The organism is Heterorhizobium halophytocola, from assembly GCF_017873095.1.
Lineage (GTDB): Bacteria > Pseudomonadota > Alphaproteobacteria > Rhizobiales > Rhizobiaceae > Allorhizobium > Allorhizobium halophytocola.
In genome coordinates, this window is the sequence record NZ_JAGGJU010000004.1 from 67,501 (window position 1) to 86,720 (window position 19,220).

At 62.8% G+C, this 19,220-nt stretch carries 19 protein-coding genes; 11 read left to right on the forward strand and 8 right to left on the reverse strand.

Going from position 1 to position 19,220, the window contains the following annotated elements:
• The first annotated feature begins 184 nt into the window (after positions 1-184).
• The 4 genes from J2Z17_RS08165 to J2Z17_RS08180 all read left to right on the forward strand — a co-directional run bounded on the left by J2Z17_RS08165 (position 185) and on the right by J2Z17_RS08180 (position 4,690).
• Entirely contained in the window at positions 185-2,161 is a 1,977-nt protein-coding gene (locus J2Z17_RS08165) for a hypothetical protein (RefSeq protein ID WP_209943838.1), read from the forward strand.
• Positions 2,158-3,483 carry a type 2 periplasmic-binding domain-containing protein gene (locus J2Z17_RS08170; RefSeq protein WP_209943839.1) on the forward strand — a complete coding sequence of 442 codons (1,326 nt, stop codon included), beginning with the start codon at positions 2,158-2,160 and terminating at the stop codon, positions 3,481-3,483. Before J2Z17_RS08165 ends, J2Z17_RS08170 begins: the two co-directional genes overlap by 4 nt.
• A 114-nt stretch (positions 3,484-3,597) precedes the next feature.
• Positions 3,598-4,023: a PACE efflux transporter gene (locus J2Z17_RS08175; protein ID WP_209943840.1), complete on the forward strand. Its 426-nt coding sequence runs from the start codon at positions 3,598-3,600 to the stop codon at positions 4,021-4,023.
• A gap of 106 nt (positions 4,024-4,129) precedes the next feature.
• Positions 4,130-4,690, forward strand: coding sequence for a flavin reductase family protein (locus J2Z17_RS08180; RefSeq protein WP_209943841.1), 561 nt, complete (start codon positions 4,130-4,132; stop codon positions 4,688-4,690).
• Between the two features lie 84 nt (positions 4,691-4,774).
• On the opposite strand, the gene J2Z17_RS08185 is transcribed toward J2Z17_RS08180, so the two are convergent.
• Positions 4,775-5,566, reverse strand: coding sequence for a VOC family protein (locus J2Z17_RS08185; protein ID WP_342454385.1), 792 nt, complete (start codon positions 5,564-5,566; stop codon positions 4,775-4,777).
• Between the two features lie 73 nt (positions 5,567-5,639).
• Positions 5,640-6,368, reverse strand: a complete 729-nt coding sequence (locus J2Z17_RS08190; protein ID WP_209943843.1) for a DUF899 domain-containing protein — start codon at positions 6,366-6,368, stop codon at positions 5,640-5,642.
• A 60-nt stretch (positions 6,369-6,428) separates the two neighbouring features.
• Between J2Z17_RS08190 and J2Z17_RS08195 the strand changes: the two genes are divergently transcribed.
• From J2Z17_RS08195 to J2Z17_RS08205, 3 genes are all read left to right on the forward strand, one after another.
• The gene (locus tag J2Z17_RS08195) at positions 6,429-6,878 is read left to right on the forward strand and encodes a MarR family winged helix-turn-helix transcriptional regulator (RefSeq protein WP_209943844.1); all 450 of its coding nucleotides are present in this window, start codon (positions 6,429-6,431) and stop codon (positions 6,876-6,878) included.
• Positions 6,879-7,090: 212 nt separating this feature from the next.
• On the forward strand, positions 7,091-8,002 hold the full coding sequence (locus J2Z17_RS08200) for an ABC transporter ATP-binding protein (RefSeq protein ID WP_209943845.1): 912 nt from the start codon (positions 7,091-7,093) through the stop codon (positions 8,000-8,002).
• Complete coding sequence (locus J2Z17_RS08205; protein ID WP_209943846.1) at positions 7,999-8,790, forward strand: hypothetical protein; 792 nt, start codon at positions 7,999-8,001, stop codon at positions 8,788-8,790. The genes J2Z17_RS08200 and J2Z17_RS08205 overlap by 4 nt, the downstream gene beginning before the upstream one ends.
• Before the next feature lie 101 nt (positions 8,791-8,891).
• Here J2Z17_RS08205 and J2Z17_RS08210 read toward each other — a convergent pair whose 3' ends face one another.
• Entirely contained in the window at positions 8,892-9,314 is a 423-nt protein-coding gene (locus J2Z17_RS08210) for an organic hydroperoxide resistance protein (protein WP_209943847.1), read from the reverse strand.
• Between the two features lie 210 nt (positions 9,315-9,524).
• Here J2Z17_RS08210 and J2Z17_RS08215 point away from each other — a divergent pair, with 210 nt between their 5' ends.
• Positions 9,525-9,974: a MarR family winged helix-turn-helix transcriptional regulator gene (locus tag J2Z17_RS08215; protein ID WP_209943848.1), complete on the forward strand. Its 450-nt coding sequence runs from the start codon at positions 9,525-9,527 to the stop codon at positions 9,972-9,974.
• Between the two features lie 255 nt (positions 9,975-10,229).
• Here J2Z17_RS08215 and J2Z17_RS08220 read toward each other — a convergent pair whose 3' ends face one another.
• From J2Z17_RS08220 to J2Z17_RS08230, 3 genes are all read right to left on the reverse strand, one after another.
• Positions 10,230-10,958: a L,D-transpeptidase gene (locus J2Z17_RS08220; RefSeq protein WP_209943849.1), complete on the reverse strand. Its 729-nt coding sequence runs from the start codon at positions 10,956-10,958 to the stop codon at positions 10,230-10,232.
• Positions 10,959-11,286: 328 nt separating this feature from the next.
• Positions 11,287-12,087 carry a L,D-transpeptidase gene (locus J2Z17_RS08225; RefSeq protein ID WP_209943850.1) on the reverse strand — a complete coding sequence of 267 codons (801 nt, stop codon included), beginning with the start codon at positions 12,085-12,087 and terminating at the stop codon, positions 11,287-11,289.
• Between the two features lie 87 nt (positions 12,088-12,174).
• The gene (locus J2Z17_RS08230) at positions 12,175-13,740 is read right to left on the reverse strand and encodes an MDR family MFS transporter (RefSeq protein ID WP_209943851.1); all 1,566 of its coding nucleotides are present in this window, start codon (positions 13,738-13,740) and stop codon (positions 12,175-12,177) included.
• A 96-nt stretch (positions 13,741-13,836) separates the two neighbouring features.
• Here J2Z17_RS08230 and J2Z17_RS08235 point away from each other — a divergent pair, with 96 nt between their 5' ends.
• The gene (locus tag J2Z17_RS08235; protein WP_342454386.1) at positions 13,837-14,379 is read left to right on the forward strand and encodes a MarR family winged helix-turn-helix transcriptional regulator; all 543 of its coding nucleotides are present in this window, start codon (positions 13,837-13,839) and stop codon (positions 14,377-14,379) included.
• A 98-nt stretch (positions 14,380-14,477) separates the two neighbouring features.
• Here J2Z17_RS08235 and J2Z17_RS08240 read toward each other — a convergent pair whose 3' ends face one another.
• Positions 14,478-15,149 (reverse strand): TetR/AcrR family transcriptional regulator, encoded by a 672-nt coding sequence (locus J2Z17_RS08240; RefSeq protein ID WP_209943853.1) that lies wholly within the window; start codon positions 15,147-15,149, stop codon positions 14,478-14,480.
• Positions 15,150-15,230: 81 nt separating this feature from the next.
• Between J2Z17_RS08240 and J2Z17_RS08245 the strand changes: the two genes are divergently transcribed.
• The gene (locus J2Z17_RS08245) at positions 15,231-16,385 is read left to right on the forward strand and encodes an FAD-dependent oxidoreductase (RefSeq protein WP_209943854.1); all 1,155 of its coding nucleotides are present in this window, start codon (positions 15,231-15,233) and stop codon (positions 16,383-16,385) included.
• A gap of 17 nt (positions 16,386-16,402) precedes the next feature.
• Here the strand turns inward: J2Z17_RS08245 and J2Z17_RS08250 are convergent, their stop codons facing one another.
• Positions 16,403-17,347 carry a hypothetical protein gene (locus tag J2Z17_RS08250; protein WP_209943855.1) on the reverse strand — a complete coding sequence of 315 codons (945 nt, stop codon included), beginning with the start codon at positions 17,345-17,347 and terminating at the stop codon, positions 16,403-16,405.
• Positions 17,348-17,774: 427 nt separating this feature from the next.
• On the opposite strand from J2Z17_RS08250, the gene J2Z17_RS08255 reads away from it, so the two are divergent.
• A complete protein-coding gene (locus tag J2Z17_RS08255) occupies positions 17,775-19,163 on the forward strand; it encodes a TIGR03808 family TAT-translocated repetitive protein (RefSeq protein ID WP_209943856.1) in 1,389 nt (462 codons plus the stop codon).
• The last annotated feature ends 57 nt before the right edge of the window (positions 19,164-19,220 follow it).

Consider the following 19,220-nt stretch of genomic DNA (forward strand, 5'->3'; position numbering starts at 1 on the left):
AGTATAGTGTATAGAATTACAACTGGGGAGCTGGTCTGATGTTGAAACTGGGTATCGCTTTTGCTTCTGTAACTCTGCTTGTAAGTGCGCTAGCTGTGGGAACGGCCGGGCCGGCGATGGCGGCGGGCTATTGCAATCCTGCAGTTCAGAGTTGCATCTGAGCTAGTTCGGACCTCAAGGTCGAATGGACGACCTGCTCTACGTCGGCTTTATTTTGGCCGGCGCTGCGACGCTCGTAATAGAAGCATACCGCAATTTCAACTCGGTCAGCGCCCGTCATCCTTTCGAACTGCACCCGATCCTCAAAGGGGTCGAGGTGCGCAATCTCTGTACCAGTGGTGAGATCCTCTTCGGTTTCATCTGGTACGCCTTCTTCTATCTTATTGCCTATGCAGTTATTTTAAGCTCCGCCGAGGTTTACGCCCTCGTATCTAACGCGAGCACCGCGACTAAAACAATTGGCGCTGCCGGTGCGGAGATCGGCGTTGATAATCCATTTATTGAAGGCGTTATTTCAGGAGCCTCAACCGATTACAGCAAGCCGATTATCGTTTCGGCGCTAATCGTCTCATCACTATCTCTTGGGGCGGTGCGGCCGATTGAAAGCACGATGCGCGCGATTGCTCATCGGTTTGCAGGCGTGCCGCGTGGCATATATAGGGTGATCGAGAACCTGCAGCGCAAGGTTGACTATGCCCGGGTGATGGAACGCCATCCAAATCCGCTGGGAGGGCTTTTTAAAGCCAAGATCAGCGCAATTGGACAGCTAAATAGTAACGATGAAAGTGCACATAGCAAAGGTAGATCGAAGAAGGACATGCCACCTAGCGGCGCGACACCGGTGAAATGGTCGATCGAGAAAACCCAGATCACCGAGATGCTACAAGCCGTCGATTGCCTTCGCCAAGTCACCAATCCGGTGAGCCGGAACCTTTACTTTCCACTCTACAACCTTGAGCAGTTGCGCTCGCTGAGCGAAAAGCTCGATGACCAGTATTACAGGCTGAAGTCAACTATCTCTGATCTGGATCGCAAAGTCGAGAAGTCTGAAGGTGATTTCCGACCGCCAGAGGACGCGTTGCTGGAGGAACGGCTCGCCGAACTGATTAATGAAGCGATGCTAATGAAATCTAATCTGATGGCTTACTTTGCCGTCCTGTTCGTCCGCAACAATTATGCACTTTACTCTCCGGACAAAAGGGACCAGCCCAAACTCGACAATAACCCAGTGCGGGCAATCCGCGACGCAGTCTTCACTGCAGAAAAGGACGAACGAAACTCATTCGTGCTCGGCCTGATTATGGCCAGCGCCCTGTCCTTTCTAAGCATCTTCCTACTCTATCAACAATGGGATCGCTGGTATGTAATGGACCATCCCGAAGTCTACGAAGAAATTTGGCATCCCATAGCCGAGAGTGCCCAAGCTTCGCCAAGCGGCAATACCGGAGGATCAGGGATCAATGATGCTCGTCTACGGCGCGAGGCGGAACAACAATGGCTTCGACAAAGGTCCCCGGAGTTGCTGGCGCAATCAATCTGGGATCAGCTTTTGACCTTGTCAATCACCGTGTCCGGCGTTCTTTTTGTGATGATTGCCAGGGACATAAGGCGGGAGGAACAGTCTTGGCCCGAAGATTGGAACTTCTACCAGTTCCCCATTCTCCGTTTCTTAACGACATCCATTCTCTCAGGCCTTTCGGCCTGTTTTCTTGCACCTCTCGTAAAGATTGCCCAGATCTGGTGGTTTGCAAATTTCGATATCACCAACAACCAAGTTATTGACCTCTTTCGTGCTTCAGGTGGTCAATTTGCACTGCAGTTCGGAGCAGGTCTTATCCTCGGCGTCTCCGCTTTAACGCTGATGGATCGGCACAAGGACAGCGGTTGGACTCGGCGCCGAACCGTCAGCTTCGCACTTGGCTGCGGAATCCTCTATGCCGTCTACCAGTGGTGTACGCTCTATCTGACTTTGCCACTCGACGTCGACTCTCCCTCATCGGCGCCGTTTTCGCGGTCCGTACGAGATGCGTTGATCCTGAGCGCCTTGCCTGCCATGTTTCTGGTGTTTTTTGGATGGCTGCTGGAATTGAGCGAAAAGGCAAGGCCCAAGTACGACATGCCACCCGACAAAGATACCGCAGAGAAGAGGCGAATGTCGTGAAACGCGCAGCCGCCGTCCTGCTCACTCTTATTCTCAGTCTCGTTAGCGCCTCGCCCAACACCCCAGGCCGAGCCGACACACCAAAATTGATAATTGGTGTTCGAAGCGATGCGCGTCCCTTTGCCTACAAAAGGTTGAATGATGTCAGCATAGACAGCGACGCCACCCGCGGTCCTCTCAGCCGCCGCGGCTATAGCGGCTACATGATCAGGATTTGCGACGCCGTGCTGGCCGAGATGATGATCGATCCGGGGATATCGCCGCCGCTGACGCTTGAAGATATCCAGATCTACAATCTGAGCGAAACCCACAGGTATGCACAGATAGAATCGCAGAGACCCGGGCCTCCCGATGAGCGAACGGACAGGCCTCGGCTACCTGAACCGGGGGCCGCACGGTTCCTCGAACTTGGCACGCATTTCGACATCCTGTGCGATCCCGCCACGATGACCAGTGAAAATCGCTGGGCCCAGGTTTCGCCACCGCTTTTCCTGACCGGCATCGCTTATCTGAGCCTGAAAAATGTACCTGCACCCGGCAACCCCTGTGGCACACCGGATCCCAAAGCCAACAAAACAGGCGGCAAGGCGCAGGAAACCGCACGCAACAGCACAGGAACTCGCTCGGAGAGCCCGGCGCTGATCGGCCTTGTGGGCGAAACGACTGCAGCGAGGGAAGGCATACAGGCGCTGATTACCGCCAATGAACTACCGAAATACAAAGACAAACTGATGGCCTATATTCAGAAAAGCAGGGATAGCCAAACCACGGAGACCGGGATGTCGCTGCCTTGCAAGCCCGGTGAGGAGATGGTAAGGTTTTACCCCAGTCATCAAGCGGCCGCTTACGCTTTTTGCGTGACCAAGAGCTTTCACTACTATCTTGGTGACGTCGAGATTATCCGCAGTCATGTGGCGGCAATACCAGGCTGCATCATCGAGAACGGTCTCACCACCTATACAAACGACCGCTACGCGATTTTCGGCCGCGCAATGGGTACCCGCGACAAGAATTCGCCGGAGGCTACCTTAGCCTGTCGCGCCGGTACGGCAACCGCACCAACCGTGGATGGCTCGTCCCCGCCTGCGCAGCGGGATGCTGGCCTGGTGCAGCGCAAGCTGCTAGTTGCCCGCTTCTTCGAGATATTGAACCAGAAGGTCGTCTTCAATCCCTCCATCCTCGACAAGGCCTATGAGGACACCTTCCCGAACCAGCCGCAAAGCCGAAAGCTACAACTGTTCTACTGGGCGGTCCGTGGAGAGCGGACACCGGATCCGGTTCAGGCGATCGGAACGGACGGAACAGCATCGCCGGCTAAGTGACGCCAGCCTGCAGAGCAGGACGATAAGCGCCCCGGCGGGCAAGATCGGCTTGTCTTTCGCATGGGGTCACCTAAAAGGAGCCAATCCTCCGCGCGTCCCAAGGCCAGAACTCCCATGTCGCCGATCACCCGCCGCATCGTCTATGCCCTGGCCTATGAGGGCATCGCGCTGGTTTGCAACACGCTGATCCTGGCCGCCATCGGCCATGACGGGACGCTGTCCGGCGCCGTGGCGGCAATCGAAACGCTGGTGGCACTCGGGTGGAACCTGCTGTTTACCAGCCTCTACGAGCGCTGGGAGGCGAACAATGCGCTCAAGGGGCGGACGATCGCCCGACGGATCGTCCATGCCGTGCTGTTCGAGGGCGGGCTTGCGATCATGCTGACCCCGATCGTTGCCCTCATCCTGTCGGTTTCGATTACGGAAGCCTTCGTCACCAATCTCGGACTGCTGACCTTCTTCCTCGTCTATACCTATCTGTTCAACTGGGCCTTCGACCGGATTTTCGGCCTGCCGGCTTCGGCGCGCGCCACCGGCTGACGGCGGCCGGCCGCACCGTCGGGCCACACCGTCGGGACACTGGCAAACCCCGGGTCGGACCCTAGATAACTGCGGATCTGGAACACGATCCTGCAAGAGCCTGTCCGTGCCGCATCCGGCCTATGCCAAATCCGAATATCCCGTCGCCCGTATCCGCCATTTCCTCGAGGCGGGGCCTACCGTGCTGATCAGTTCCAGCTGGCGCAATCGCAGCAATATCATGGCCCATGGCTGGCTGACGGTCATGGAATTTTCGCCCTCGCTGGTCGGCGCGATGATTTCGGCGGGCAATCATTCCTTCGAGATGATCCGCGCCTCGGAGGAATGCGTCATCAACATTCCCGATGCCTCGCTTGTCGATACGGTGGCGAAGATCGGCAATTCAAGCGGCGCCCAGGTCGACAAGTTCGCCGAATTCGGCCTGACGAAAATGCCGGCGGATGCGGTCGAGGCACCGCTGATCGGTGAGTGCTTTGCCAGCTTCGAATGCCACCTGCACGACGGCAGGCTGATCGACGACTATAATTTCTTCATCTTCGAAGTGGTGAAGGCCCATGTCTCCGACTATGCCGAGGAGATGAAGATGCTGCATTACCGCGGCGATGGCATCTTCACGCTGTCCGGCGAGACGATCGAGCGCAAGGCGCTGTTCACCAAGGTGAGCTGAGGCCGCATCCGGAACGGCGCGCAACGCACGCACAGTTCTCTTGTCGCCCGGGCGCCCGGGCAGAGCGGATCCCTCCCTCGGCCATCACCCCTTGGGCGGTGCCGTCATCGAGAACATCGCGCCTTGCGGATCGAGCGCCTGGACGATCATCGCGCCACCGGGCACTTCGTGCGGGCCGTTGATCACGGTGCCGCCGGCCTCGTTGACCCGGGCGATCGCCGCCTCGATATCCTCGACATTGACGTAGTAGTTCCAGAACGGCATCGGCATTTGCGGCATCTTGGTCATCATGCCGCCAAGTGCCGGCCCGTCCAGCTTGAACAGCTGGTAGACCCCCATCTCGCCCATATCGACCGCCCTGTCCTTCTGCCAGCCGAAGGTCCCTGCATAGAAGTCGAAGACCGTGTCGCCGTTGTCGGCATAAAGTTCGCGCCAGCCGAAGGTTCCCGGCGCATTCTCGGCCGGGGCGGGCGGCATCGGACCATCCATCGCGAGCGGCTTCAGCAGGCAGATGATGGCGCCTTGCGGATCCGCGACGACCGCGATGCGCCCGACATTCGGGATGTCGGCGGGGCCCATATGGGCCTTGCCGCCCGACGCCTCGAAGGCCGCAATCGTCGCCTCGACATCGTCGACCGCGACATAGCCCATCCAGGCCGGACGGCCGCCATTGTCGGCCATCTGCTGCGTCAGTTGCATCATGCCGGCCACGCCCATGGGAAAGCCCGGCACCTGCACGACGGTATAGTCGCCGGCGCCGAGCGTCTTGCCGGCCTCGGGATCGGCCTCCCAGCCCATCACCTTGCCGTAGAAATCGGCTGCCGCCGCCGGGTCGGTGGTGACCAGCTCGTACCAGATGAAATTGCCGTGTTTCATCGTCATGCTCCTCGATCAGACTTTGCGTCGAAATTGGCTGCGGTATCCAGGATTTCTGAAGCGATCACCGGCCTTACTGGCAGCAGACAGCCTTTGCCGGGGTTTTCCGATATTCGTCATGCCGCTTGACGAAGCTCAGGGTGCCGGTCTCGTTGCGGCCGAGCGGCGCGCAATCGAGAAACATCAGCGCGCCCAGCATTTCCTCGCCGCCGCGGGCATAGTTCGAATAGGTATGAAAGATATTACCCTCGCCATCGCGATAGAAGGATGACAGGCCGGGCAGTTCGTCATGCGCCTGTTCCGGCGGCGTCGGGCGGTAGTTGTAATCGACCGGACCGGCCTCCAGTTCCTGGCGGGTGAAGGAGACATGGAAGTCGAAATTGAAGTCGGAGCCGAAGGACGACACCCAGGGAAAATCCCAGCCCATGCGGCGCTTGTAGGCTTCGATCTTGGCAAGCGGCGCGCGCGCCACGCAGGTCAGCGTCACATCGTGGTTGTTGAGATGCACGAGCGCGCCGCCGATGTGGTCAGCCAGGAAGGAGCAGCCGGGGCAGCCGGCATCCCAGTCGGGACCGAACATGAAATGATAGACCAGAAGCTGGCTGCGTCCGTCGAACAGATCGCCCAGCGACATGCGGCCGGCCGGCGTATCGAAGGCATAGGCCTTGTCGATCCGGACCCAGGGAAGCTGCAGGCGCTCGGCATTGACCGCATCGCGCGCCTTCGTAAGCTCCTTTTCCCGTTGCAAAAGCGCCTTGCGGGCGCTCAACCACTCTTCCCTCGACACCACGGAATGCTGCATAACTGGGTCCTCCCCGAAGCTTCCACTTGACTTTTAAGTTGATATCAACACATATAACTCATGTCAAATCCCGAAATCATACCGTTCGCGACCACCCTGCATGTCCGGGACACCTGTCTGTGCATGCATCTGCAACGCGCGGCCCGCACCATAGCGCGCGAATTCGACACCGCGTTGAAGCCTGTCGGCCTGACCAACCAGCAGTTCTCGCTGCTGATGGCGCTGAACCGGCCGGAACCGCCGCCGATGGGACCTGTCGCCACGCTGCTCGGCACCGACCGCACGACGCTGACGGCAGCGCTGAAGCCGCTTGCGCAGCGCGGCTGGGTGCGCGTCGAGCCGGACGCGAACGACCGGCGGTCGAAGCGGCTGGCGCTGACGAAGGACGGCATGGCCGTGCTGGTCGAGGCATTGCCGATCTGGAAAAAGACCCATGCGGCGGTCGAGGCACGGCTCGTCGAGACCGACGCCGACCATGTGCGCAAGGCGCTGATCGAGATCGGCGGCTGAGCTTCCCCCTCCCCCGGCACTCGCCGATGGTGCCGCGAGGTATCCGGCATCCTGAAAATGCGCCGTCCGGCCCTGCCTGCCTTGCCAGGCGACGGGGCGAGCCCCTATGACTGCGGTCCGACCAGCGACAGACGACAGGATCGATCATTGCAGTACCGAGCACACGCGCCGAGAAGAACCGCGGACAGAGCCCGTGCCGGCGGGGTCGGCCGATGACCGACGCGGCAGGAGCCGGCGATGCCATCGCCATCCGGGCGATTGAAAAGCGCTATGGTTTCGGCGCCCGTTCGGTGGCCGCCCTCGACGGCCTGTCGCTCACCGTTCCGGCCGGCAAGGTCTACGGCCTGCTCGGGCCGAACGGTGCCGGCAAGAGCACGCTGCTGCGGATCATCGCCGGCCTGATCCGGCCCGACCGGGGCACTGTGCAGATCTTTGGCGAGGCGGCCGGACCCGCCGCGCGGCGCAGGCTCGGCATGCTGGTGGAAACGCCGAGCTTCTATCCGTTCCTGACCGCGCGCGAACATCTGCAGATGCTGGCCCGGCTGACCGGGACGACCCAGAGAGTGGAGCCGGTGCTGCGGCGTGTCGGCATCCTGGGAGCCGCCGACAAACGGGTTTCAAGCTTTTCCCTTGGCATGAAACAGCGACTGGGGATCGGCTGCGCGCTGATCGGGCAACCTCAGGCAGTGGTGCTCGACGAGCCGACCAACGGGCTCGATCCGGACGGCATTCTGGAGATGCGCTCGCTGATCCGCGAACTGACCGAGCAGGACGGCGTGACCGTGCTGCTCTCCAGCCATCTGCTGGACGAGGTCGAACGGGTCTGCGACCACGTGGCGATCCTCAGACGCGGCAAGCTGGCCGCCGAGGGCGATGTCGCCGACCTGCTCGACCGGCAGGGACGCTTCTTTCTGGCCGTCGATGCCCCGGACGTCGTGCTGGCCCGCCTCGGCGCAGCGGCCGAAGCCGGTGATGGCGGGGTCTATGTGCAGACGGCGCGCGAGGCAGTGCCGGACCTCATCCAGTCGCTGGCAACATCCGGCGTGCGGATCCACGAAGCCAAATGGATCAAACCGGACCTGGAGCAGGTCTTCCTGTCCGAAACGCGGGAGAGCGGCGAATGAGCGCGCTGTACCGGGCCGAACTGCTGAAGCTTTTCCGCCAGCCCTCCATCCTGTTCTGGGGCTTTCTGGCGCCGCCGCTTGCGGCGATCCTGTTCAAGGCCGCGCTCGAGGGCATGGTTTTCCTGCGGGCAGGCCGCACGCTCGGCGGCGGCGACCTCTTGCAGTCGGCCGCCCGCTCTCTTGCCATCTCCGGCAATTCGGTGGCGCAACTGCTTTTTGCCATCGCCATATCCACGGTGTTCTTTGCCGAATACCGCCATGCCACATGGCGGCTGATGGTGCCGCGTGCCGCCCGGGGGGCGCTGTGGGCCGCCAAACTGCTGGCCTGCCTGACCTGCCTTGGCGCCAGCCTGATTGTCGCGGCTGCCGGCGACCTCGCCACCAACATCCTGTTCGCGCTGACTGGTGCAGGCGGGCTCGCCTCCCTCATCGTCGATCCGGGCGGACTGCCCCTGCTGGCCGGTCAGTTCTGCATCTCGCTTGCGGAACTCGCGGTGCTGGCCGCGGTCGTCTCGGCCATTACCATCATCGCCCGCTCGATGATCGCCGCGGTGATCTCGGCCTTCCTGCTGGCCCTCGGTGCGACGGCCGTCCAGGTCTATCTCGCCGGCAAATTGCCGGTCGTTCCGATGCCCTATTACGGGGCGCAGGCGCTGAGGAACTGGCTGTCTTCGGGGGCCGACGCCGTCATCGGTGCAAACGGCCTGCTGGTGCTGGCGGTCTGGCTGGTCGTCCCGGCGGTCGTCGGATATGTTGCGTTTCAGCGGCAGCAACTCGCCGTCGAATAGAGCGCGGCACGAATCTCACGATACGGAATACCACGAGACGATTGCGGGGCCTGGCGGCCCCGCATTGCGTTCGGTACTGAGATCGTGGACCCGGGCTCGCCTCAGGCGACCGAGACCGGAACCTCGGTCGAGGTGCGCATGGCATGGCTGTAGGGGCAGACGATATGGGCCTTGGCGACCAGATCCTCGGCCTGCGCCTTGTCCATGCCGGGAATTTCGACGGTGATCGCGACCTCGATGCCGAAGCCGGTGCCGTCTTCGCGCGGGCCGATGCCGACCTTGGTCGAGACCTTCGTGTCTTCCGGGATCTTCACCTTTTCCTTGCCGGCCACATTCTTCAGCGCGCCGAGGAAGCAGGCGGAATAGCCGGCGGCAAACAGCTGCTCGGGATTGGTGCCGGTGGCACCGTCGCCGCCCAGTTCCTTCGGAACGGTCAGGGTGACGTCGAGAGCGCCATTGTCGGAATGGGCGCGGCCGGCGCGGCCACCGGTTGCGGATGCGTTAGCGGTGTAGAGGATAGCCATGGTGTTTTCTCCTTTCGGGCATCTGGCGATGCGGTGTTTCTCTTGGTGGTGGTTCGGGCAACCTGGCGCAGGCGGTCCGTATGGATCGGCTTAACAGATATCACGATATTAAATTGCGTGCAATCTATATTGGCGCATTTTTGGCCATGGCATTGCAAGTGCTGCCGCAAATTGCGACACTCTGGCCAAACTGAACGAGAGATGGCGACCATGACAGATGAGGCCAGCAAGCCCGCCGTCCGGCTGGACCAGCAGCTCTGCTTCGCGCTCTACGGCGCGGCGCACGCCTTTACCCGCGCCTACAAGCCGCTGCTCGACCCGCTCGGACTTACCTACCCGCAATATATCGTGATGATGGCGCTGTGGGAGAAGGACGGCACCACGGTCAAGGCGCTGGGCACGCAACTGGGGCTCGATTCGGGCACGCTGTCGCCGCTGTTGCGCCGGCTGGAACTCGCATCGCGGATCGCCAAGCGCCGCGACGAGACCGACGAGCGCCAGGTGCGGATCTACCTGACGGCGGAAGGCCGGGCGATGGAAGCGGCCGCCGAAAAGATCATGCTGTCGATCGGCCGTGCCACCGGCTGCAAGATGAGCGAGATGGTGGACCTGCGCGACCGGCTGCATCTGCTGAAGGACAATCTGGAAAAGGTCGAATAGAGGGCGCTGGCTTCACGCAGGGCCAAGGGTGTCCCGGGCTGGACGGCGAACTGAGGCCGCCAAAGGGCGACCTTCTTTTGCCAAAAAAGGCAGGGTTTCCCCTGCCCTTTCCGTAAACCCGATCCGACGCACAACCTCTGAAATCAGTTCCGGTCTTTGAAACAGCAACTGTGTGCACTTCATGGCGGTGCGCGCATTTTATCGCACGCACACCCTAAAGGAGAGGCCGCCGGCGGACCGGCGTCCTGTCGATGGTTACTGGCGCACGATGATCTTGGCGTGCTCGGGCACGCGATCATAGAGATCGATGATGTCCTGGTTCATCAGGCGCACGCAGCCCGACGAGACGGCGCGGCCGATGGAATTCCATTCCGGCGATCCGTGCAGGCGGTAGAGCGTATCCTCGCCATTGTGGAAGATGTAGAGCGCACGCGCACCGAGCGGGTTCATCAGGCCCGGCTGCATGCCGCCATTCTTGGCCGAATATTTCGTCAGCTCCGGCTGGCGGGCGATCATCTCGTTCGGCGGGGTCCAGGTCGGCCATTTCTGGCGCCACTGGATCACGCCGTCGCCCTGCCAGGCAAAGCCCTGGCGGCCGATACCGACGCCGTAGCGCATGGCGGTGCCGCCGGATTCGACCAGATACAGGAAGCGGCTCGGCGTATCGACCACGATCGTGCCGGGCGGCTGGCCGGTCGGATCGACGACCCGCTGGCGGTAATAGCGCGCATCGATCTTCCAGTAGGGAACTGCCGGGATGACAAAGCCGCCGTCAAAGATCTCGCCATACATGGCGTCGAGTTCGGGGCTGCGGCCATTGCGCAGCGGGGCCTGAACGACGCCCGGCGCCTGACCGTTGCGGTAGGTAATTGTGGTGACAGGAGCAGGCCCGCCGGAGGAGGCACAGCTGGTCAGCAGACTGGCGGCGCCGAGGCCAGCAAAGGAAAGGAACTGGCGACGAGACGATAAATGGCTGGCGGACATGGATTTTCGGAAGACCTCGTGGATACGGGAACAACGGTACAATCATCAAAGTCGGTATGCCAATGATTGTTCCGCAACGCCGGGACTATCGGGAGGCTGCCGTATTTTAGCAACACTCTCGCCTGGTTTGGATGTTCACATCATCGCGAGATACAGTGAATAATTGGTAATCTTGGACGGCACGAAGAGGTCGGGAAGCGCAAGAGGGAGGGGCTCGGCCTGCCCGGATGAACCCCGTCGCGATCGTCCGGCGCCGCTTGCGCACCCCGGATCTCTGTTCTTGCAGAAGTCTGCAGCAGGCGCAGGTGGCTCCCTCGGGAGACAGGCTTCAGATCACGACGATCTGGGCCTTGGCGCCGACCCGCTCATAGAGATCGATGACGTCCTGGTTGAACATCCGCACGCAGCCCGACGAGGTCGCCTTGCCGACCGATTGCCAGTCCGGCGTGCCATGGACGCGGTAGAGCGTATCCTTGCCGTCCTTGTAGATATAGAGCGCACGCGCGCCGAGCGGGTTGTTGAGACCGGCTTCCATGCCGCCTTCAGATGCCGAGACAGGCCGAAGATCCGGCTGCCGCGAGACCATGTCGTCGCTCGGCGTCCAGCGCGGCCATTTCTGCTTCCACGCGATCACGCCTCTGCCCTTCCACGCGTAGCCCTGGCGGCCAAGGCCGACGCCGTAGCGCATTGCCTTGCCGTCCGGCTGAACGAGATAGAGAAAATGGGCGGCGGTGTCGACGACGATGGTGCCCGGCTTTTCCGGCGTCTGGTAGGAGACTTCCTGGCGCAGGAACCGCTGGTCGACGCGCGACACCGGAACGGCCGGCACGGTGCGGTCGTCGTCGCGCACCTCGCCGTAATAGAGACGGCTGACCGGGGATGCGACCGGCAGGCCATAGGTCTGGTGGAACTGCGTCTGGTAGAGATTGCGCTTTTCCGGCACCGGCTGCACGACCGCCGGCGGATTGCGGGCCGGCGGATACCAGACGGGCGAGACCTGATCCTGGAAGGTATCAACATTCATGCTGGAATTGTCGTTCACGAGGATGCAGCCCGACAGGCCGGAAAGCCCCACCATCAACGGCACGAGAAAAAGCCGCCGGAACAGACGTGAAAAACTGAAGGTCATCGCAAACCGCTTCGGTACCAGATCCAAACTCCGGCCCAGTCTGACGCCCGCGGCTGGCGCGAAGCTGTCGCCCTGGGGCGACAGCGGCTATTTTGCCGGTACGACCTTCGCATTGGCCGTCGGGTCCAGCTTGTGGGTCGGCAGTTGCGTGTTCTTCAACGCCAGGGCGGCGAGGAACGCCATGCCGCACAGGGCAGCGGCCGCCAGATACATCGGGTGGAAAGCCTCGGCATAGACCTCGGCGATCTTCTGCTGCATCTCGGCCGGCAGGCCTGCCAGCGCCTTCGGCGTCAACTGCTCGATGCTCTCGACACCCGGGATTTTCAGGCCGCTGCCGGCAATGCCCGAAGAGACGATCGCATTGTAGATCGAAATGCCGAGCGAGGCACCGGCCATGCGGGTCAGGGTCACGGCCCCGGTGGCCGCCCCGACATCGCCGACGCGCGAGGCGTTCTGCACGCCGATGATCGGCACCTGCTGGCCGACGCCGATGCCGAGCCCCTGGAACAGCATGACCGCTCCGATCAGGATGATCGGCGTGCCGGCACCCAGCCGCGAGAACAGCAGCATGGCGAGCACCATGGTCGCGGTGCTGGCGATCGAGAAGATCTTGTAGCGGCCGCTGCGGGAAATCAGCCGTCCCGCGGTCAGCGAACCCGCCGCAATGCCGCCGGTGGTGATGACGAACATCAGGCCGGCCAGTGACGGCGACAGTCCCGTCGTCGTCTGCAGGAACAGCGCGGTGTAGTTGACCATGCCGATGCCGACGGCGCCGCTGCCGATCGAGATCACCAGCATCAGCGAGAAGGTCGGGCTCTTGAACAGCGACAGCGGCATCACCGGCTCGGGCGCCCGGCGCTCGACGAACACCCATGCGGTGGCGCAGAGCGCGCCGAGTGCCAGCGTCATGAGGCTGCCGGAGGCGACGAGCGAGCCGAAGATCTGGCCGCTGTCGGCCCACAGCACCACTGTCGCGATGGCGCCGGCCAGCAGCGCCGCGCCGAGAAAGTCGATCTTCGGACGGCGTTGCGGGCGGCGATAAGGCAGCAGAATGGCAAGCAGGATCAGCACCGCGATGCCGATCGGCAGGTTCACCAGGAAGATCGAGCGCCAGCCGAACAGGTCGGACAGCGTGCCGCCGAGCACTGGGCCGATGGCGCCGGACATCATCAGCACCAGGCTCGAATAGCTCTGGTATTTCGCCCTCTCGCGCGGGGCAAAGAGATCGGCGTTGACCGAGAAGATCGACACCATGATGCCGCCGCCGCCGAGCGCCTGCAGCACCCGGGCGGCAATCAGCGTGTTCATCGACACGGCGAGGCCGCAGACCAGCGAACCCATGGTGAAGATCGCAACCGCTGCCATGATCACGTATTTGCGGCCGAACAGGTCGCCGAGCTTGCCATAGATCGGCATCACCGCGCTGGAAGCCAGCAGATAGGCCGACCCGACCCAGCCGAAGCGCTCGAGCGCACCGAATTCGCCGACAATGGTCGGCAGCGCGGTCGCGACGATCTGGTTGTCGAGCGTCGCCATGAACATGCCGGTCATCAGCACGAGGAAGACGATGAGCCGGCGGCGCGGATCGGGCACCAGCGATTCTGGCACGCCAGCCGACGCGGCCGCCGCTTTGGGCGTAGACGAGGTATCCATGGGAATTTCCGATTGAACTCTGGCAATCTATGTGCGATCAGCATATAAATGTCAATGTCAAATAAATCAGGACAAATGCCTCAGGAGTGCCGCCCCGTGTCCAGCCAGGCCGTTCACCCGGATCCCTCCGCCGATGATCCGATCGTCCGCATCGACTTCGCCATGTCGGCGATCCGGCGCATGGTCAGCCGGCGGGTGATCGGACGGGTGGTTGTCGATCAGGTGGGCATGCAGCTCAGCCATCTGGACGTGATCGAGGCGGTGCGCCGCGCCGAGGAGGAAGAGGAAGGCGAGGCCACCGTCGGCGCGGTCGCCCAGCGGCTCGGGCTCGACCCGTCGCGCGCCAGCCGCATGGTCGCCCAGCTGGTGGAGGCCGGACTGCTGCGCCGCGACGTCAGCCAGGCCGATGGCCGCCGCGCCGTCGTGCGGCTGACCGACCACAGCCTGGATCTGGTCAAGCAGATCCGGATCGCCAAGCGCACGCTGATCCGGGACGCCGTTTCCGACTGGTCCGAGACCGACGTGTCGCGCTTTTCCGAGATGTTCGAACAGTTTATCGGCGCCATTACCGCGCGCGCCGAAGAGAAAGCCGCAGAGCGGGAGGCGGGAGCGGCCCCCGCCCCTTCGACCACGGCCTGAAGCACCGCGCGATCCACAAGATTGGCGATCGCGCTCCCGCCTCCCGGCTTGGTGCTTGTCATTGCCGAGACACGGGAGCCCCTTGTCGGGGACATGCCCTAGCGGATCGTCGCGATGCCCGCCAGGATCAGGTCGATGCCGGCGAGAAACTGTTCGCGATCGTCATGGTCGCGAAACTGCGCCGCCACCTGCCGTACGAACGGAAATTCCAGCGGATCGAGCCTGGCACAGCGGGCGGCGATCGCGCCCAGCACGGCCGCGCGATCCGTGTCGGGCGGCTGGATGCGCGCATTGGCGGCGTTCTGCCCGGCAACCCCGAGGATATAGTTGACCAGCGCCGACCAGGCATCGAACAGCACCCGTTCGGAGACGCCGAGCGCCTGCAGCCTGCCGCCGATCCCCTCGAAAACCTGCAGTGACGCAGAGTGCAGCGGATCACGGGAGAACTGCGTACCGACCCAGGGATGCCGGTCGATCGCATCGAACACGCCGAGCGCAATCGCCCGGATCACCGCCTGCGGCGCGGCGTCGCGCTCCACATTTGCCATGACACCGCCGATGATCTCGTCGGCAGCGGCGCCCAGCAGCTCGTTCTTGTTGGCGACATGCCAATAGATCGCGCCCGGCCCGGTCGACAGCCGTGCCGCGAGTGCCCGAAAGGTCAAGGCGCCTTCGCCGCCGCTATCGAGAATAGCGATCGCCGCCTCGACTATGCGGGCCTTGGAGAGCGCGTCGCTGCGGCGTTCGGGCTGGTTCTTATCTGTCTTCATGGCGCCATCTTGACATGAATGGAACAATGTTCCAAATACAAAGCATGGAACGACGTTCCAGTTGGGATGCGAAGGAACAGGATGATGAACAGTGTCACGATCATCGGCGCCGGGCTCGGCGGACTGACGCTGGCCCGGGTGCTGCATGTCCATGGCATCGAAAGCGAGATCTACGAGGCCGAGCCGTCGGCAGAGGCGCGCCGGCAGGGCGGCATGCTCGACATCCACGCGCATGACGGCCAGAAGGCGCTGGAAGCCGCCGGACTGATCGACGCCTTCCGGGCGATCATCTGCGAGGGCGGGCAGGCATCGCGCGTGCTCGACCGGGACGGCAGGGTGCTGCTCGACATGCCCGATGACGGAACCGGCGGGCGACCGGAAGTGCTGCGCGGCGATCTCAGGCAGATTTTGCTCCGATCCCTGCCGTCGGACACGGTCAAATGGGGCCGCAAACTCGCCCATGTCGAGCCGCGCGGCGACGGCCGGCATGCCCTCACCTTCACCGACGGGACGACCGTGACGAGCAACCTGCTGGTCGGCGCCGACGGCGCCTGGTCGAAGGTGCGGCCGCTGCTTTCCAACGCCAAGCCAGACTATATCGGCATATCCTTCGTCGAGACCTATCTCGGCGACGCCGACGCGCGCCATCCTGCGGCGGCAAGGGCCGTCGGCGGCGGAGGCCTGTTTGTGCCGGCGCCCGGACAGGCGCTGTTCGCCCACCGGGAGGCTGGAAGCGTGCTGCACACCTATGTGGCGCTCAACCGCCCGCTCGACTGGTTTTCCGCTATCGACTTTGCCGACGCGGCGGCTGCCACCGACCGGATCGCGGCCGAGTTCCAGGGATGGGCGCCGGAACTGAAGGCGCTGATCACCGATGGCGAGGCGGCACCGACGCTGCGTCCGCTCTTTGCCCTGCCGGACGGACATCAATGGCAGCGGATTGCCGGCGTGACACTGCTGGGCGATGCCGCGCATCTGATGCCGCCCGCCGGCGACGGTGCCAATCTTGCCATGCTAGACGGCGCCGAGCTGGGTGCGGCGCTGGCTGCCCATCCGGGCGATAGCGAAGCGGCGCTGGCAATATATGAAGAGGGGATGTTTGCGCGCAGCGCGGCCGCCGCCACCGGTGCCCATGCGATCCTCGGCCTCTGCCTCGGTCCAGACGCACCCGCCAGTCTCGTCGAATTCTTCAGCGGCGCGCTCGGCCGCCAGCTCGACGGCACCGCCCGGTCCTGATCGGGACGTGGACGACCCTATCCTTGCGCCGCGGCTTCCATGATGGCACGGCAGGTGTTGCCCGACGCCAGAAAAGTCTCGATCAGCGCCAGGTCGGCCACCTGCTGGTCGTGCGACAGCTGGCGGTCATGGGCGCAAAAGGCTGCCTCGAGTTCCTCGAGGGGGCCGACGAGCTCGGGGGCGAGTTCGAGGCATTCCTGCCACCAGCCGAACAGCCGCTCCGGCGTCAGGGCATTGAACAGCGCGTGGTTCGCCAGCCGGTTCAGCGCGGCCTTGACCGCGATCAACTGCTGCGTGGCGGCCGGCAGGTCGCGCAGGTCCTCGTCGCCGGGCCGGTCGATGATGGTCCAGCTCGTCACGGCCTGGACGATCCAGTTGATGACGCGGCGCCCGCCGGTCTCGACCAGCCAGTCCATCACCGCTTCGGGGCGCACCCGCATCAGGATCAGCGCTTCGATGATCCGCGACGACATGGCCGGCTGCCGCCAACCGTAAATCTGTCCCGAAGGATAGTGCCGGAAGTCCGGCGAGAGCGCGAGCGGCTCGGGCTCGCGACCGGCAAACCAGTTGATCGCCACCCGGAAGAACAGGTCGCGAAGAGCCGCCTGCTCCGGCTCGCTCCAGAACCAGGCCCCGGACCGGAAAGCCTGCACCGCAAGATTTGGAAAGACCTCCTCGTCGAAGAACATCGTTTCGAGCGCATGGGGCAGCAGGTGGCGGATCGCACCCGTCCTCACCGCTTCGCTTGAATCGACATTGTAAACGAGCAGCAGACGAACCGGATCGGTGACCGCGAGACAGGTTTCGGCACAGACCGGCTCGTCGTGTTCGGCAACAAGGCAACGCGAACAGCAGACGTCTGTCGCTTGCGCCATCGAAAAGGCGGCATGGAGTTCGCGCAAAACATCGTCAGTGCGCGGCGGCTTTATCTTGAAGGGATGAAACAGAACCAATTCTGGCACCAATCTGCTACTCCACACTTAGACATATTAGCATATTAGTTTAACCAAGAATTTACGACAATGGAGCGGAAGTGGAGTGAAGTTTAGCAGCGCACGCTCGCTACGCGGGAAATGCCGCCGCGCCCGCACAGGCACTGGCCGGCAGCGGCCCTCCCCTATTCTATGGCGAAACCTGCTAGTCTTTCCTTACACTCGAAGCTTGGATTCGAATGAACATGCCAAGGCGCGATGAAATGGATTTGGAGGTCGGGCTTGATCGGGATTTTTCCCGAAAGGACCGGGCGGTCGCTACCCGTCGGAAGCGATCAGGACGGGCACCTCGCCGGAGGGCCGCGCGAATCGCGTCGGTGGGATCATGGCCCCTTCGCTTTCCATTCTCGAGAGGTGCTATAAGCTCATGCCGCAGCGGAAACGGACGGGCGTGGGGATGATCGGACGACGGGAGATTTTGAGGCGTGGTCTGGCGGGCGGCCTGGCAGGCGCCTTCGCTCCCCTGCCCTTCGCAGGCCGGGCAATGGCGCAATCGCTCGACGAAACCCCACTGCGCGGTGCGATCGATGCCGCCCGGGCGGGGCTTTCACCGCGCTCCACCGACGACCAGAGCGTCGCGCTGCAGGCGATCGTCGAGAGGGCCGCGAAGGCGCAATTGCCGATCTTCCTGCCGCCCGGCCGATACCGGATATCCCGTCTCGACCTGCCGGATGGTGCCCGGCTGACCGGCATTGCAGGCGCCAGCCGCATCGTCCTCGAAGGCGGCTACGGCATCAGGGCCGACCGGGCCGGCCGGATCGGTCTCAGCAATCTGGTGATCGACGGCGGCGGCCATCGCCTCGACAGCCAGGCGCTCGGCCTCGTCTACCTCGCCAATATCAAGGAGGCCATTCTCGACACGATCGAGGTGACCGGCAGCGCCGGCCACGCGATTGCCCTGGAGCGCTGCGGCGGATCGCTCAGGCGTTCGAACCTCAACCATGCCGGTGATGCCGGGCTCTATGCCGTCGAATGCGAGAGGCTTTCGATCGAGGACAATGTGGTGGGCGATTGCGGCAATGGCGGCATTCTCGTGCACCGCTGGGAAAAGAGCGATGACGGCGCGATCGTGCGCGGCAACCGCGTCTTGCGCATTGCCGCCAAAAAAGGCGGCACCGGCGAATACGGCAACGGCATCAATGTCTTTCGCGCCGACAATGTAATGGTCGCTGGCAACCATGTGTCGGACTGCGCCTTTTCCGCGATCCGGGCGAACTCCGCCTCGAATGTCGCCATCACCGGCAACCAGTGCCTGGCAAGCGGCGAAGCGGCGATCTTCGTCGAATTCGACTTCCAGGGCGCCGTTGTCTCCGACAACCTGGTCGACGGGGCGGCCAACGGCATCGTGCTTGGCAATTTCAACGAGGGCGGACGCCTGTCAACCGTCTCGGGCAACCTGATCCGCAACCTGCGGCTCGACGGCCCCTATGCCGACGACGAGGCGGGCTTCGGTTTCGGCATTGCCGTCGAGGCCGATGCGCTGGTGTCGGGCAATGTCATCGAGGATGCACCACGCTACGGCATGATGGTGGGCTGGGGCGAATATCTGCGCGACATCGTCGTCAGCGGCAATATCGTCCGCAAGGCGCCGATCGGCATCTATGTCAGCGTCGCCGAGGGGGCCGGAGAGGCCGTGTTTACCGGCAATCTGTTTGCCCAGACGCCGAAGGGCGCGATTGTCGGCTTTCGCTGGAACGAAAAGGTCACAGGCGACCTGCTGCAGGACGCCTCGCTTTACCGCCAATTTACCTTTTCAGCTAACCGGAGCCGCTTATCGGCGGAATAACCTGCCTAAACTACAGGTCTATCAAATATAAGTAATATGGCTTTAACGACCTGTGTG

Coding starts and splice junctions, on each gene's coding strand:
- J2Z17_RS08165 (WP_209943838.1), top strand. CDS start 185: ATGGACGACCTGCTCTACGTCGGCTTTATTTTGGCCGGCGCTGCGACG.
- J2Z17_RS08175 (WP_209943840.1), top strand. CDS start 3,598: ATGTCGCCGATCACCCGCCGCATCGTCTATGCCCTGGCCTATGAGGGC.
- J2Z17_RS08185 (WP_342454385.1), bottom strand. CDS start 5,566: ATGAAACACGGCAATTTCATCTGGTACGAGCTGGTCACCACCGACCCG.
- J2Z17_RS08190 (WP_209943843.1), bottom strand. CDS start 6,368: ATGCAGCATTCCGTGGTGTCGAGGGAAGAGTGGTTGAGCGCCCGCAAG.
- J2Z17_RS08195 (WP_209943844.1), top strand. CDS start 6,429: ATGTCAAATCCCGAAATCATACCGTTCGCGACCACCCTGCATGTCCGG.
- J2Z17_RS08200 (WP_209943845.1), top strand. CDS start 7,091: ATGACCGACGCGGCAGGAGCCGGCGATGCCATCGCCATCCGGGCGATT.
- J2Z17_RS08205 (WP_209943846.1), top strand. CDS start 7,999: ATGAGCGCGCTGTACCGGGCCGAACTGCTGAAGCTTTTCCGCCAGCCC.
- J2Z17_RS08210 (WP_209943847.1), bottom strand. CDS start 9,314: ATGGCTATCCTCTACACCGCTAACGCATCCGCAACCGGTGGCCGCGCC.
- J2Z17_RS08215 (WP_209943848.1), top strand. CDS start 9,525: ATGACAGATGAGGCCAGCAAGCCCGCCGTCCGGCTGGACCAGCAGCTC.
- J2Z17_RS08220 (WP_209943849.1), bottom strand. CDS start 10,958: ATGTCCGCCAGCCATTTATCGTCTCGTCGCCAGTTCCTTTCCTTTGCT.
- J2Z17_RS08225 (WP_209943850.1), bottom strand. CDS start 12,087: ATGACCTTCAGTTTTTCACGTCTGTTCCGGCGGCTTTTTCTCGTGCCG.
- J2Z17_RS08230 (WP_209943851.1), bottom strand. CDS start 13,740: ATGGATACCTCGTCTACGCCCAAAGCGGCGGCCGCGTCGGCTGGCGTG.
- J2Z17_RS08240 (WP_209943853.1), bottom strand. CDS start 15,149: ATGAAGACAGATAAGAACCAGCCCGAACGCCGCAGCGACGCGCTCTCC.
- J2Z17_RS08245 (WP_209943854.1), top strand. CDS start 15,231: ATGATGAACAGTGTCACGATCATCGGCGCCGGGCTCGGCGGACTGACG.
- J2Z17_RS08255 (WP_209943856.1), top strand. CDS start 17,775: ATGATCGGACGACGGGAGATTTTGAGGCGTGGTCTGGCGGGCGGCCTG.